Genomic DNA, 13,711 nt, shown 5'->3' with positions numbered 1-13,711 from the left:
ACCGACACTCAGCATCCGGTTTTTCCGCACCGGCGAGCCTGCTGGCTCGACTTAGGTCGAGGTCAAGGGCACGATGACCACCATGACGCGGTTTCTGCGCAGCGAGCAGACGATGGCGTTTCCGCACGGAAGGCTCATCGCCTCACGCGATGGGGTGAACTTCGTCCTGGCGCCCGACGGCTGGGACCACCTCGCCGGTCAACGCCCCCGGCACGCCGTGGCCGTCTCCCGCGAGGAGGCGGAGGACTGGTGCGAGCGGGAGGGCTGGGACCTGCACCTGCTGGACGAGGTACCGGCTACTTCCTGAACGTGAACAACGCCACGAGCCCGTAGGCCACGGCCGCGAGCAGCGCCTCGGCGTGGTGCCGGTTCGAGAACCACCCGAGCACCGGCTCGTGCACCTTGAAGTACAGCCCGATGCCCAGCAGCACCGGTCCGAGCAGGATGACCGGCCACACCGGCCGCACCCCGAACACCCACAGGACCGGCCCCGCGAGCACGAGCGACGACACCAGCGCGAGCGGCAGCCCGATCAGCACGAGCAGCAGGAACTCCGACATCGACGTGCTGTCGAGCCACGACTTCAGCGCGCCGCCCTCGTAGGCCCACGTCCACCCGAGCACCAGCCCGGCGCCGACGACCATCGACAACACGACCCGCAGCAGCAGCCGTCGTCCCGTCCTGCCCGTCTTGCCCGCGGTGCTCTGTTCGGTCACGCCTGCCACCGTAATCGCTCGTGGGGACCCGGAGAACCGCCGGAGCGACGGCACCGGCGGGGTGAGCACACCGGCCGGGACGCACCCGGCCACCGCGATCACGAACGGCGGGTACCCCCGGCCGGGACCGCCCTACACCGCGATCATCGCCATCAGCGGCACCCGCGGCGTCACGCGACCGGCCGCCGTGACGTGAACAGGGCCGCGAGCGCGTAGGCCACGCACGGCACGAGGATCAACACGACCTCGACGAGCTGCGGATAGGCGTGCTTCGAGAACACCCGGCCCAGCACCAGCGACACGACCACCACGACCCACAGCCCGCTGCCGATGCCGGTCGCCCACCAGCCGCGTTCCTGCCGGCCCAGCCGGAACCCGCCCGCGATCAGGACCCCCGCCACGAACGCCCAGAACGCGAAGAGCACCGGGACCGCGGCGAGGACCAGGTAGCCGGGGCCCCTGGACGGCAGCTCGTGCACCGTCACCACGAACCCCGCGCCGACGACCGCTCCGGTCACCGCCCCCACGACAGTGCGCACCACCATGCGCCCAGATCTAGCCGATCGAGGACGGGACCGGGCCGTTCTGCGCAGGACCTCCACAACACCTTCACGAGCGCGCCGCGGTCAGCACGGCGGCCAGCGCGTACAGCGCGGTGAAGATCGGCACAGCCGCCCAGAAGTGCCCGAGCACGAAGAACACGATCGCCGCCACGGCCATGAGCGTCGCGGGCACGGCCAGCGGCCCGGCCCGCGACACCTTCAGAGCCCGCAGCACGAGCCACCCCGCCACCGCCGCCACCACCGCGAAGACCGGCACGGTCACGACGGCGGTGCCGAGGCACCCGTAGTCGTCCTTCGTGCAGACAGCGCCCGACGCGATGAGTCCGAACACTCCCCACCAGACCAGCCCGAGGAATGCACCCACTCCGGCAGCCAGCGCGACACGACGTCCCATGGAGTCGGCGTCTCAGTCAGCGGTTCGACCGCACGCCGAGTAAAACGTCCTCCCACGAAGGCACGATGGGGTGGTTCTTCTTCCCCCTCTTCGGCGCGGGGTCCTTGCGGACCGGCTTCTCCGCCGCGGGCACCGACTCCGGGTCCGCCACCGGGGCGGCGGGGGAGTCCGTGGCCTGGGCCGGAACGTGCTCCGGCTCCGGCTGCTCCTCCGGCTCCGGCTGCTCCACCACCGGGGCGGGCGGTGCCGGCGCGATCGCAGACGCCGCGACCGGCCCCTCCACCGCGGGAACGGGCACGGTCAGCACGGGAGTCGCCTCCAGCGCCTGCCGGGCCAGTTGCGTCACCGGGCGCACCGTGCGCAGCGTGCGGTTCGGGTTCGGGTCCATCAGGTCGACCGCGGCCTCGTCCAGCGCCGTGACCGTGCCGCCCTGCGCACCGGGGTGGAACGCCCAGTGCGCCCGGTTGTCCGAGCGACCGGTCTTCCAGTGCAGCTGCACGATCCAGCGGCCGTCGTCACCGCGCCACGAGTCCCACGACGTGTCGCTCAGGTCGTGGCCGCGCAGCCCGAAGGAGTGCGCGACGACCTCGCCGAGCGTCTGCACGTCCGGTCCGTCCTCGCGCACCGGGTGGGCGCGCTGGGCCAGGTCGGCCGTGCGCGACCGCTCCAGGAGCACGGGGTAGGCGAAGCGCTCGATGCGGTGCGTGGGCAGTCCGGCCGCGGCGGCGACCTGCTCGATCGACTCGCCGGCGCGGATGCGCGCCTGGATTTCACGCGGCCGCATCTGGGCCTCGCCCGACTCGATCTGCATCTGGCCGAGACGGGCCAGGTCACCGCGCAGTGCCGCCCGCAGGCGCTCGTCGGCGGGGAGCTTGAAGCGCTCGCCGCGGTTTTCGGGGTCCTCGAGGATGACGGACTTGCCGTCCTCGTCGAGCCCGATGACTCGCAGCGCTCGCATCGTGGCCTCCCTGAATTTGCACCTCGCCAGCGAAGAACGTTAGGACAACGAGCCGCCTCGAGGTGGGAGACTCGCCGATATCTTTACGTGATCTTGCCAGTTCACGGGCCCTGCCGCACGCCGGTTTCCGGAAGGTTCACCTCGACCACCAGCCCGCCTCCCCCGTTCGGACGAGCCTTCACCGAGCCCTGGTGCGCCCTCGCCACGGACTGCGCGATCGACAGCCCGAGGCCCGATCCGGCGGTCCCCGTGCGGTCGCGGAGACGTCGAAAGGGCTCGAACAACCCGGGTACCGCCTGCGCAGGCACGGTGGGACCGGTGTTCGCGACGACGAGTTGTCGATCAAGCCGCACCGACACGGACCCGCCCGGCTCGTTGTAGAGGACCGCGTTGCGCAACAGGTTGCCGACGAGCTGGGCAAGTAGGACGGGGTCGCCGTCGACCAGATACCTGCGCGACTCGACCGCAAACGTGACTTTTTTCTCGGCCGCCAATGCCGCGCACGAGGCCACCTCGTCGTCCACCACCTCGTCCAGCCACACCGGTTCACGGGTGCTGAGCCCGCGGTCGCTCCGGGCGAGCACCAGCAGCCCGTCGATGAGCTTCTCGCTGCGCTCGTTCGTGTCGAGCAGGTGCGCGCCGAGCCTGCGGGTCTCGGCGGAGACGTCCGGGTCGGCCAGCGCCACCTCGATCAACGTCCGCTGCACCGCGAGCGGCGTGCGCAGCTCGTGGGAGGCGTTCGCGACGAACCGCTTCTGGCTGTCGAACGACGACGCGAGCCGGTCGAGCATCCCGTCGAAGGTGTCCGCGAGCTCCTTGAGCTCGTCCGGCGGCCCCTCCAGCTCGATGCGCTGGTCGAGCCGGGTCGCCTCCAGCCGGTGCGCGGTCGTGGTGATCTCGTGCAGCGGCGCCAGCACCCGCCCGGCCACCACCCAGCCCAGCCACACCGCCAGCACCGCCGCCACCACCAGCGCGATGGCCGACTGCCACAGCACCGTGGCCAGGATGTCCGTCTTGACCGCCGCCGCGGACAGCACGACGGCGTCCTGGGGCAGCGCGGCCACGTCCAGCGTCTGCACGTCGTTCAACGGGACGGTGCGCGCCATCGTCGGGTCGGTCGCCACCGCGACGCCGTCGGCGGGCACGAACCAGTCGGCCAGCAGCCAGTAGTTGAGCCCGACCAGCGCGACGCCGGCGATCAGGAACACCCCGCCGTACCAGGCCGTCAGCCTGGTCCGCAGGGTCACGGGCCGAACCGGTAGCCGGCACCGGGCACGGTCTCGATGACCTGCGGCGCGCCCAGCTTGCGGCGCAACGTCATCACCGCCACCCGCACCGCGTTGGTGAACGGGTCGGCGTGCTCGTCCCACGCCTTCTCCAGCAGCTCCTCCGCGCTCACGACGTTGCCCTCCGCCCGCATCAGCACCTCCAGCACCGCGAACTCCTTGGGCGAGAGCGGCAGGAACCGCCCGTCCCGCGACGCCTGGTGCCGCGGCAGGTCCAGCGTCACCCCCGCGCGTTCGAGCACCGGCGGCAACGCGGGCCGCGCGCGCCGGCCCAGCGCCTGCACCCGTGCCACCAGCTCGGCGAACGCGAACGGCTTGGTCAGGTAGTCGTCGGCACCCAGCCCGAGCCCGGCGACCCGGTCGTCCACCTCGGCCGCGGCGGTCAGCATCAGCACACGTGCCTCGCCGCCGTTCGCGTGCACGGCCTTGCAGACCTGGTCACCGTGCACCAGCGGCAGGTCGCGGTCGAGCACCACCACGTCGTAGGCGTGCACCCCGACCCGTTCCAGCGCGGCCTCGCCGTCGTAGCAGACGTCGACCGCCATCGAGAACCGGCGCAGGCCCTCGGCGACGGTGTCCGCGAGCAACCGTTCGTCCTCGACCACCAGCACACGCATGACGCACAGTCTCCGCGAACCGGGCATAAGCGCCGGATAAAGCCTTTCCCTTAACGGCGCCGAATGACGCGCTCCGTAGACCTGTCGCCATGAAATCCACCATCGGGGTGCTGCTGGCCGTGCTCCTGGCACTCACCGCCTGCGGCACGAAGGAACAGCAGCCGGAGGCCAAGAAGGACGGCACCGGCGACATGGTCCAGTTCGCCAGGTGCATGCGGGAGAACGGTGTCGACATGCCGGACCCGAAGCAGGGCGACGGCGGCGGCGTGGTGATCCAGGCGGTGCCCGGCGACGGCGGCGACTCGGGGCCTCCGGACCTGGAGAAGATGAACGCCGCCCACGAGGCCTGCAAGAAGCACCTGCCCAACGGCGGCGAGCTCAAGCCACCGTCGCCGGAGGACCAGGACAGGTTCCGCAAGCAGGCGAAGTGCATGCGGGACAAGGGGCACGACTGGCCGGACCCGAAGTTCGACGGCGGTGGCGGGCCCGAGGTCAGAGAGCTGCCGAACATCGACGACGACAAGGTCGAGCAGGACATGAAGGACTGCGGCTTCGGCGAGGGCATGGTTCCGGCGAGGCCCGTCGGATGAGGCGCAGCGTCAACAGGAAGGTTCTCATCGCCGCGCTCGTCGCGGCGGTGATCCTCGGCACCGGCTCCGTCGTCGTGCTCACGAGGGTCGCCGCCGACCAGGCCAACGCCGAACCGCTGCGCAACGACCCCGCGAAGACCACGGCCGTCACGCGCACCGACCTCGCCGACCAGCAGTCGGTCAACGGCCTGCTGGGCTTCGGGACGGAGCGTGGTCTGGCGAGCCGGAAAAGCGGCACGGTCACCGGTCTGCCGGACCAGGGTGCCGTCATCGAGCAGGGCAAGCCGGTGTTCTGGGCGGACGCCAAGCCGATGCCGTTGTTCTACGGGTCGCTGCCGCTCTACCGCGACCTCGAACAGGGCATGCCGGACGGCCCCGACGTCAAGGTGGTGGAGGAGAACCTGGCCGCCCTCGGGTACCGGGACTTCGGCGCACCCGACGAGAAGTTCACCTACTACACGGCCACGGCGCTGAAGAGGTGGCAGAAGGCCAACGGCCTGGAGCAGACCGGGAAGCTCGGCGCCGGCGACGTCGTCGTGCAACCCGGTGCCATCCGCGTGGCGGCGCTGACCACCCAGCTCGGCGCGCCCGCCGGCGGCGACCTGATGAAGGTCACCGGCACCGGGCGCGCGGTCACCGTCGAGCTGGACCAGTCCAAGCAACGCCTGGCCAAGCAGGGTGAGAAGGTCGAGCTGTCGATCGTCGGCGGCAAGCCCACGACCGGCACGATCACCGGCGTCACCCGCACCCCCGGCGCCGGGGCGGACCAGAAGTCGAAGATCGTCCTGACGATCTCGGTCGACGACCCCAAGGCCGCGGAGGGCCTCGACACCGCCAACGTCACCGCGCTGTTCACCGTCGCCACCAGGAAGAACGTGCTCGCGGTCCCGATCGGCGCGCTGCTCGCGCGCAACGAGGGCGGCTACGGCCTGCGGACCGAGGACGGCAGGACCATCCCGGTCACCCTCGGCATCTTCGCCAAGGGCCAGGTCGAGGTGCAGGGCGAGGGCCTGAGCGAGGGCACAAGGGTGGTGACCACGGAGTGATCACCGTCGACCACGCGAGCCGCACCTACCCCGGCGGTGTGCAGGCCCTGCGCGACGTCTCGCTGACCGTCGGGAGCGGCGAGCTGCTCGCGATCGTCGGACCGTCCGGTTCCGGCAAGTCGACGCTGCTGCACCTGATGGGCACGCTCGACAAACCCACCACCGGCACCGTCCGGATCGACGGCCACGACGTGTCCTCCTTGTCCGACAACGCTTTGTCGGCGCTGCGGGCCCGCACGATCGGGTTCGTGTTCCAGCAGTTCTTCCTCACCGACGGCCTGTCCGCCATCGAGAACGTGGCCGCCGGACTGGTGTACGCGGGGGTGCCGCGGTCGAAGCGGCGGGCCATGGCCATGTCCGCACTGGACCGGGTCGGCCTGATCCACCGCGCGCTGCACAAACCGCACGAGCTGTCCGGCGGTGAACGCCAGCGGGTCGCGATCGCGCGGGCCGTGGTGAACACGCCGGGGATCCTGCTGGCCGACGAGCCGACCGGGAACCTGGACACGCGCAACGGCGCCGGTGTGCTGGAGCTGCTGGAGAAGCTCAACGCCGACGGCACCACGATCGTGCTCATCACGCACGACCGGGACATCGCGGCGTGGGCACCGCGCCGCGTCGAGGTCCGCGACGGGGTGATCGTGTGATCGACCTGCTGCGCCTGGGTTTCTTCGGCATGCGGACCCGCCCGGTCCGTGCCGTGCTGTCCGCGCTGGGCATCGCGATCGGCATCGCCGCCGTCGTCGCGGTGATCGGGATCCCGTCCTCCAGCGCGGCGGCGTTGAAGGCGAAGATGGCCACGCTCGGCACGAACCTGCTGACCGCGGCACCGGGTCAGGACTTCTTCGGCCAGGACGCGAAGCTGCCGGAGACCGCGGTGCCGATGGCCAGGCGGATCAGCGCGGTGACGGGTGCCAGCGCCACCGGGAACATCTCCGCGAGCGTCCGCAGGTCCGACCTCGTGCCGGCCGGCGACACGCTCGGGTTGCAGGTGCTGGCGGCCGAGCAGGACCTGGCGGAGGTGCTGCACGCCGACGTGCGTGCCGGGCGCTGGCTGACGGCGGGGGAGAAGTCGGTGGTGCTCGGGGGCACCGCCGCCTCCCGGCTGGGCATCGAGAAGGCGGGCGCGCAGCTGTGGATCGACGGGCAGTGGTTCACCGTCGTCGGCATCCTCGGGCCGCTGCCGCTCTCACCGGAGATCGACCGGTCCGCGCTCGTCGGCTGGGACGCCGCCAAGGAGGCGTTCGGGTTCGACGGCCACGCCGGCACCGTCTACGTGCGCACGGACGAGAAGCAGGTGGAGAACGTCCGCAGGCTGCTCGGCCCGACGCTGAACCCGCGGCAGGCAGGCGAGGTCAAGGTGTCGCGGCCCTCGGAGGCGCTCGCGGCGCAGAAGCTCGCCGAGAGCTCCTACAACGCGCTGTTCCTCGGGCTGGGCGGGGTCGCGCTGCTGGTCGGCGGCGTCGGCGTGGCCAACACGATGGTGATCTCGGTGCTGGAACGGCGCAGGGAGATCGGTCTGCGGCGGGCGCTCGGGGCGACCCGCAGGCAGATCCGCCGGCAGTTCCTCACCGAGTCGGTGCTGCTGTCCGGTCTCGGCGGCCTGGTCGGGGTGGTCGTCGGCATCGCGGTCACGGCCGGCTACTCGATCAGCCAGCGGTGGCCGGCGGCGCTGCCGTGGCCCGCGCTGCTCGGGGGAGTGGGCGCGGCCGTGCTGATCGGCGCGATCTCCGGGCTCTACCCGGCGGTGCGGGCGGCCCGGCAGTCACCGACGGAGGCACTCGCCTGAGGGGTGTGCCTGTGGGGAACGGTGAAGGGGAGCCCTCCCGGCTGGGAGGACTCCCCTTCACCCCGTTCAGGTCAGAGCTGGCCGACGACCCAGTCGATCGCCTGCGTCAGGACCGTGATGTCGTCTGGCTCGATCGCCGGGAACATCGCGACCCGCAGCTGGTTCTTGCCGAGCTTGCGGTACGGCTCCACGTCCACGATCCCGTTGGCGCGCAACACCTTCGCCACGGTCGCCGCGTCCACGTCGTCGGAGAAGTTGATCGTGCCGACGACCTGCGAGCGGTCAGCGGCCTTCTCGACGTACGGCGTGGTGTAGGAGGTCTTCTCGGCCCAGCCGTACAGCCGGTCGCTGGAGTCCTTGGTGCGGGCGACCGACCAGTCGAGGCCGCCGTTGCCGTTGATCCAGTCGATCTGGTGCGCCAGCAGGAACAGCGTGGCCACCGACGGCGTGTTGTACGTCTGGTCCTTCGTGGAGTTGTCGAGCGCGGTCGGCAGCGACAGGAACTCCGGCACCCAGCGGTCCTTGAGCTCCTCGACGCGGGCCAGCGCCGCCGGCGACATGAGCGCGAGCCACAGGCCGCCGTCCGAGGCGAACGACTTCTGCGGCGCGAAGTAGTAGACGTCGAAGTCCTCGGCCTTGACCGGCAGGCCACCCGCACCCGACGTGGCGTCGATGGCGATCAGCGCGTCACCGGACCCCTCGATCCTGGTGACCGGCATCGCGACACCCGTCGAGGTCTCGTTCTGCGCCCAGCCGACCAGGTCGGCGCCCTCGGCGTAGAACAGCTCCGGCGCGGTGCCCGGCTCGGCCTTGGTGACCAGCGAGTCCTTGAGGAACGGCGCCGTCTGCGTCACCTTGGCGAACTTCGAGGAGAACTCACCGTTGGTGAAGTGCTGCGCGGTCTCGCGGACCAGCCCGAAGGACGCCGCGTCCCAGAACGCCGTCGTGCCGCCGTTGCCGAGCACGACCTCGTAGCCCTCCGGCAGCGCGAACAGCTCGCGCAGCCCGGACCGGACCCGGCCCACGAGGTTCTTGACGGGCTTCTGCCGGTGCGACGTCCCGAGCAGAGCCGCACCCTCGGTGGCGAGGGCCTGCACGGCCTCCGGGCGCACCTTGGACGGTCCACAGCCGAAGCGGCCGTCGGACGGCTTGAGCTCGGCGGGCAGCACCAGCGAGGTCGGATCGGCGGTCTGGGTCATGTGGTCACGCCTCCGGGGCGATGGATCTTCTACGGACCTGACCGGCGCCGTTGCCGGAGGGGGACAGTGTTGCAGGCCGGTGGCGGACAGGTGTCCACCGGGTGTCCTGGGTCACTTCCGGACGGTGGAGCGAGTTTGACATGGAGTTGATCAAGCTGTACATCATCCGCAATCACAGTTGACAGTTTGTCAACCCAAGGCTGCGGAGGAACGCTCAGTGTTGCGTGCGTGTGCTGTTCAGGGTGGTCAGGGCGGTACCTGGGACGACGAGGACGAGGACTGACCGCTACTTCAGCTCCAGCCACACCCCGGCAGCCTGGTGTGCCGGCAGGGTGAACGACTCGAACGTCGCCGTCCTCCTGCCGTCCTCCTCGCCCGTGCGCACCTCGACCAGCTTCGGGTCACCGACCGGTTCGACGAACGCATCGGTGTCGGGTGGCAGGACGATCTTGGAAATCACGTGACCGGTGGGCCGTTTGAAGTAGACGGACAACGTGTCCGGTGCCCGGTCCAGCAGTGGTTTGAACCGCCGCGGCCAGTTCAGCTCGATCGTGAACGAGATCTCGGTGTTCTCCTTCTGCGGAGCGGGGAAGTGCACCACGGCGTCCATTGAGGATTCTTTGACCCAATTGGACGTGGTGGGCAGTTTTATGCCCTGTGAACCGTCGTTCAGCTGATTGCGCACAGTCAGCTCGACCTGCTCCCGCAGCCGGGCCGGCTGTGCCCAGTTGCAGGCGAAGCGGAACCGGGCGAACAGCAGGTCAGGCTGCAGCACCCGCAGCCTGACCTGCACCTGGTCGCGGGCGTCGCCGCGCCGGTCGATCTCCACGACCTCGTTCCAGTCGCAGACCTGGAACGCGGGCCTGGCCCGGTCGATGTGGTTGCAATAGCGCGAGACGAGCTGTCTGAGCATTTCCAGCTCACGTTGCTCGGCGTCCCTGTCCCACCTCCGCAGCACCTGTCCCCCCGACTGATGTTGCGAACAGCGCCGATGACTGCCCGTGAGAGTCGACTGAACTGATTGTTGCCGCCTTTTTCAGTTCGCCGACCGCCGACACTCGAACGGCCGCCTGTTTCACCGGGGTGCCGCAACGCGGCCTGCTCAGCGCGTCACCGCAGCATCCCCCGCTCCATCGCCGTGGTGACCGCCGCCGTCCGATCGGACACCCCGAGCTTGTTGAACACCCGCAGCAGGTGCGTCTTCACCGTCGCCTCCGAGATGAACAGCGCCCGCCCGATCTCGGCGTTCGACATGCCCTTGGCGACCAGCCGCAGCACCTCCGCCTCCCGTGCCGACAGCGGTGGCGTGCGCACCTGGCCGACGACCTTCGCGACCATCGACGGCGCCAGCACGGTCTCCCCGCGCGCCGCCGCCCGGATGGCGGCGATCAGGTCCTCGGTGGTCGAGTCCTTCAGCAGGTAGCCCGACGCGCCGGCCTCGACGGCGCGCAGGATGTCCGAGTCCGTCTCGTAGGTCGTCAGCACCAGCACCCGCGGGCCCGTGCCGGCGATCTTCGCCGTTGCCGCCACGCCGTCCATCTCGGGCATGCGCAGGTCCATCAGCACGACGTCGGGCCGCAGCCGGGCGGCCTCGGAGATCGCCTCGAAGCCCGAGCCGGCCTCGCCGACGACCTCCAGGTCCGCGGCCACGAGCATGCCGCGCAGCCCCTGTCGCACCACCGGGTGGTCGTCCACCAGCAGAACCCTGATCACAACGGCACCTCCACCAGCACGGACGCGCCCTCGTCCGAGGACAGGGAGAGCGTCCCACCCACCTGTTCCAGCCGCGCCCGCATGCCCCGCAGGCCGAAGCCCTCCGGGGCGTCGCCGAAGCCGCGGCCGTCGTCGCGCACCTCCAGCGACACGCCGTCGGCGTCGAACCGCATCACCACGTCCACACGGGACGCTCCGGAGTGCCGCAGCACGTTCGTCAGCGCCTCCTGGACCGTCCGCAGCAGCACGACCTCCACCGACGTCGGCAGTCCCACCGGGTCGCCGATCACCCGGAACGACGACGGCAGGGTCAGGCCGGACACCAGCCGCCGCAACGCTTCCTCCAGCGATGAACCGTCCAGAGGCGACGGTGCGTTCGACGCCACCAGGGCGCGTGCCTCGCGGAGGTTCTCCCGCGCGGTCCGCAGCGCCAGCTCCACGTTCGGCTCGGCGCCCTGCAACAGCGTGATGATCGACGTGAAGCCCTGCGCGAGCGTGTCGTGGATCTCCGCCGACCACCGGGCCCGCTCGGCCTCGATCGTCAGCGCCTCGATGCGTTGCAGCAGCTCGCCGCGCTGCTGGTTCTGCCGGGCGATCTGGCTGATCGCCCACCCGAAGGCCTGCGAGAAAGCGGCGATCAGCAGCGCGGCCGGCCACTGCAGGGCGGGCACGGCGCCCGCCGCCCACGTCAGGACCTGCGGGGTGAACACGAACAGCACCATCGGCACGAACGCCTGCGCGAGCGGCAGCACCATGTAGATCTGCGGGACCAGGCCGAACAGCGCGAAGGTGGCGTTGCCGCTGAACCAGACCGCCGGCGCGAACGTGGCGAGCGAGCCGGCCGCGTACACGAAGCCGCGCCAGTCGTCCTTCCCCAGGCGCACCAGCTTCCTGCCGTAGAGCACAAACCACAGGCCGTTCAGGCCCAACAACCCCGCCGACGACAGGCGGTCGGCGAGGGTGTTGTTGTCGACCAGGATGAGCACCAGCGCGGTGACCTGGGTGACCGCGAAGAGCACGTACCAGGTGATCAGCGACTGGTGTTGCTCCACCTGAAGGTCCGGCCGACCAGCACCAGGCCCACGACCGCCCACGCCCCCAGCACCAGTGCGGTCCTGCCCAGCTCCCATGATCCCGCCGCCTCCATGACCGCGTAGCCGTCGTCCAGTGCGAACACCGAGCGGAAACCCTGACACACCCACTTGAGCGGGAAGAACGAGCCCACCGTGCGCAGCGACTCCGGCAGCGCCGCCTGCATGATGAAGACGCCGCTGAGGAACTGCAGCACGATGTACGGCAGGTTCAGCACGCCCGCCGCGCTGCGGGTGGACTTCGCGATCGAGCTCAGCGCCACGCCGATCAGCGAGCACGACACCACGCCGAGCACGAACACCCAGCCGAACGTCAGCCACTTCTGCGGGCTCGCCGGCAGCTCCACGTCGAACCGCAGCACCGCCACCGCGATCAGCAGCACGGCCTCGACCAGGCTCGACACGAAGACCAGGATGATCTTGCCGAGGAAGTAGGACGTGAACGGCATCGGCGTGCCGCGCAGGCGTTTGAGCGTGCCGTCCTCGCGGTCGGCCACGACGCTCATGCCGAGCCCGACGAACGAGGTCGAGATGATGCCGGCGCCGATCATGCTGGCGGCGAACATCTGCCCGGCGGCGGGCTCCTTCACGTAGACGGTGCCGAGCAGCAGCATCAGCAGCGCGGGCAGCGACACCGTGAAGATGAGGTTCTCCCTCTGCCGGAAGAACTCGCGCAGCTCGATCGCACCCCTCGCGAGACCGAGCGTCAGCGTTCCCGGCAGTGCGGCGGCGGTGGTCACTTGATCAGCTCCAGGTAGACGTCTTCCAGCGACGGACGGGTGACGGTGAGCTCGGCGAGCTCGCCGTGGCGGGACAGCTCGGCGATGGCCTTGGTGGGCTCGGAGGTGCGGATCTCGGTGTAGCCGCGGTCGGACAGCCAGCGCACGGTGGCGTCGGCGTGCGCGCGGCCGCCGAGCGTCTGCGGCGTGCCCTGCGCGACGACCCGGCCGCCGGCGAGCACGGCCACGCGGTCGGCGAGCGCCTCGGCCTCGTCGAGGTAGTGCGTGGTCAGCAGGATCGTGGTGCCCTCGGCGGCCAGCAGCTTGACCAGGCCCCAGAACTGGCGGCGTGCCTCCGGGTCGAACCCGGTGGTCGGCTCGTCCAGGAACACCAGCTCCGGCCGGCCGATGATGCCCAGCGCCACGTCCAGCCGCCGGCGCTGGCCACCGGACAGCGTGCCGGCGCGGGCCTTGGCCTTCTCGGTGAGCCCGACGAGCTCGATGACCTCGTCCGGGTCACGCGGATCGGCGTAGTACCTCGTGTAGTGCCGCACGGCCTCGTGGACGGTGAGGTTCGCGGCGTCGGTGGCGCTCTGCAGGACGATGCCGAGCTTCGAGCGCCACACCCGGTCCGCCTTGGCCGGGTCGGCGCCGAGCACGCTCACCTCACCGGCGTCCCGGTCGCGGTGGCCCTCCAGGATCTCCACCGTCGTCGTCTTGCCGGCGCCGTTCGGCCCGAGGACCGCGAACACCTCACCGCGGGCGACGTCGAGGTCCACCCCGGCCACCGCCTGGTGGTCCCCGTAGGCCTTCCGAAGGCCTCGCACTCGAATCGCGTTCATGGGGTGAATCCTGCTTTTCCCAAGCCTCTCCGCGGGACGACCGCACCGCTGACCCCGGCTGTCAACCGTCCGGTGGACACGGATGCCACGCGGGGCGTCCGCGTCCGCTTCTGTTCGTACGAAAGCTCCCCATGTGGCACATGTTTCGGGCGTGTTTCCACAGTGCGGTAGGCGGCTTTCGGGTGGTA

General features: G+C 70.5%; 18 protein-coding genes. 6 read left to right on the top strand and 12 right to left on the bottom strand.

The annotated features are described in order from the left end of the window. Positions 1–82 precede the first annotated feature (82 nt). Positions 83–307, top strand: coding sequence for a hypothetical protein (locus ADL03_RS02985; protein ID WP_197288027.1), 225 nt, complete (start codon positions 83–85; stop codon positions 305–307). Here ADL03_RS02985 and ADL03_RS02980 read toward each other — a convergent pair. Beyond that, positions 297–716: a hypothetical protein gene (locus ADL03_RS02980; RefSeq protein WP_053731793.1), complete on the bottom strand. Its 420-nt coding sequence runs from the start codon at positions 714–716 to the stop codon at positions 297–299. The genes ADL03_RS02985 and ADL03_RS02980 overlap by 11 nt on opposite strands. Before the next feature lie 61 nt (positions 717–777). Between ADL03_RS02980 and ADL03_RS50145 the strand changes: the two genes are divergently transcribed. Further along, on the top strand, positions 778–912 hold the full coding sequence (locus tag ADL03_RS50145) for a hypothetical protein (protein ID WP_255353326.1): 135 nt from the start codon (positions 778–780) through the stop codon (positions 910–912). Here ADL03_RS50145 and ADL03_RS02975 read toward each other — a convergent pair. The 5 genes from ADL03_RS02975 to ADL03_RS02955 form a co-directional block, all read right to left on the bottom strand. Next, positions 887–1,261, bottom strand: a complete 375-nt coding sequence (locus ADL03_RS02975) for a hypothetical protein (RefSeq protein ID WP_053731792.1) — start codon at positions 1,259–1,261, stop codon at positions 887–889. The genes ADL03_RS50145 and ADL03_RS02975 overlap by 26 nt on opposite strands. Positions 1,262–1,325: 64 nt before the next feature. Next, positions 1,326–1,673: a hypothetical protein gene (locus ADL03_RS02970; RefSeq protein ID WP_157527870.1), complete on the bottom strand. Its 348-nt coding sequence runs from the start codon at positions 1,671–1,673 to the stop codon at positions 1,326–1,328. 16 nt (positions 1,674–1,689) lie between these two features. After that, the gene (gene sepH / locus ADL03_RS02965) at positions 1,690–2,631 is read right to left on the bottom strand and encodes a septation protein SepH (RefSeq protein ID WP_053731790.1); all 942 of its coding nucleotides are present in this window, start codon (positions 2,629–2,631) and stop codon (positions 1,690–1,692) included. 101 nt (positions 2,632–2,732) lie between these two features. Further along, positions 2,733–3,878, bottom strand: a complete 1,146-nt coding sequence (locus ADL03_RS02960; protein WP_053731789.1) for a HAMP domain-containing sensor histidine kinase — start codon at positions 3,876–3,878, stop codon at positions 2,733–2,735. Next, on the bottom strand, positions 3,875–4,534 hold the full coding sequence (locus ADL03_RS02955; protein ID WP_053731788.1) for a response regulator transcription factor: 660 nt from the start codon (positions 4,532–4,534) through the stop codon (positions 3,875–3,877). Before ADL03_RS02955 ends, ADL03_RS02960 begins: the two co-directional genes overlap by 4 nt. 89 nt (positions 4,535–4,623) lie before the next feature. Between ADL03_RS02955 and ADL03_RS02950 the strand changes: the two genes are divergently transcribed. From ADL03_RS02950 to ADL03_RS02935, 4 genes are read left to right on the top strand one after another with little or no spacing between them, the layout of a single operon-like run. Next, positions 4,624–5,124 carry a hypothetical protein gene (locus ADL03_RS02950; protein ID WP_053731787.1) on the top strand — a complete coding sequence of 167 codons (501 nt, stop codon included), beginning with the start codon at positions 4,624–4,626 and terminating at the stop codon, positions 5,122–5,124. Beyond that, complete coding sequence (locus ADL03_RS02945) at positions 5,121–6,170, top strand: peptidoglycan-binding domain-containing protein (protein ID WP_053731786.1); 1,050 nt, start codon at positions 5,121–5,123, stop codon at positions 6,168–6,170. The genes ADL03_RS02950 and ADL03_RS02945 overlap by 4 nt, the downstream gene beginning before the upstream one ends. Continuing rightward, positions 6,167–6,817 carry an ABC transporter ATP-binding protein gene (locus ADL03_RS02940; RefSeq protein ID WP_053731785.1) on the top strand — a complete coding sequence of 217 codons (651 nt, stop codon included), beginning with the start codon at positions 6,167–6,169 and terminating at the stop codon, positions 6,815–6,817. Before ADL03_RS02945 ends, ADL03_RS02940 begins: the two co-directional genes overlap by 4 nt. Then, positions 6,814–7,959 (top strand): ABC transporter permease, encoded by a 1,146-nt coding sequence (locus tag ADL03_RS02935; RefSeq protein ID WP_231641387.1) that lies wholly within the window; start codon positions 6,814–6,816, stop codon positions 7,957–7,959. The genes ADL03_RS02940 and ADL03_RS02935 overlap by 4 nt, the downstream gene beginning before the upstream one ends. A 71-nt stretch (positions 7,960–8,030) precedes the next feature. Here the strand turns inward: ADL03_RS02935 and serC are convergent, their stop codons facing one another. The 6 genes from serC to ADL03_RS02905 all read right to left on the bottom strand — a co-directional run bounded on the left by serC (position 8,031) and on the right by ADL03_RS02905 (position 13,523). Next, on the bottom strand, positions 8,031–9,158 hold the full coding sequence (serC, locus tag ADL03_RS02930) for a phosphoserine transaminase (protein ID WP_053731783.1): 1,128 nt from the start codon (positions 9,156–9,158) through the stop codon (positions 8,031–8,033). Positions 9,159–9,444: 286 nt separating this feature from the next. After that, positions 9,445–10,071, bottom strand: coding sequence for a hypothetical protein (locus ADL03_RS02925; protein WP_157527867.1), 627 nt, complete (start codon positions 10,069–10,071; stop codon positions 9,445–9,447). Positions 10,072–10,268: 197 nt separating this feature from the next. Beyond that, positions 10,269–10,871: a response regulator transcription factor gene (locus ADL03_RS02920; RefSeq protein ID WP_053731781.1), complete on the bottom strand. Its 603-nt coding sequence runs from the start codon at positions 10,869–10,871 to the stop codon at positions 10,269–10,271. Next, positions 10,868–11,923, bottom strand: a complete 1,056-nt coding sequence (locus tag ADL03_RS02915) for a sensor histidine kinase (RefSeq protein WP_053731780.1) — start codon at positions 11,921–11,923, stop codon at positions 10,868–10,870. Before ADL03_RS02915 ends, ADL03_RS02920 begins: the two co-directional genes overlap by 4 nt. Then, positions 11,902–12,702: an ABC transporter permease gene (locus tag ADL03_RS02910; RefSeq protein WP_053731779.1), complete on the bottom strand. Its 801-nt coding sequence runs from the start codon at positions 12,700–12,702 to the stop codon at positions 11,902–11,904. The genes ADL03_RS02915 and ADL03_RS02910 overlap by 22 nt, the downstream gene beginning before the upstream one ends. After that, the gene (locus tag ADL03_RS02905; protein WP_157527865.1) at positions 12,699–13,523 is read right to left on the bottom strand and encodes an ABC transporter ATP-binding protein; all 825 of its coding nucleotides are present in this window, start codon (positions 13,521–13,523) and stop codon (positions 12,699–12,701) included. The genes ADL03_RS02910 and ADL03_RS02905 overlap by 4 nt, the downstream gene beginning before the upstream one ends. Positions 13,524–13,711: the final 188 nt, after the last annotated feature.

It is taken from the genome of Nocardia sp. NRRL S-836 (assembly GCF_001279525.1).
Taxonomy (GTDB): Bacteria; Actinomycetota; Actinomycetes; order Mycobacteriales; family Pseudonocardiaceae; genus Lentzea.
Note: the sequence above shows the minus strand (reverse complement) of the source record. Positions and strands in the feature narration are given on the sequence as shown.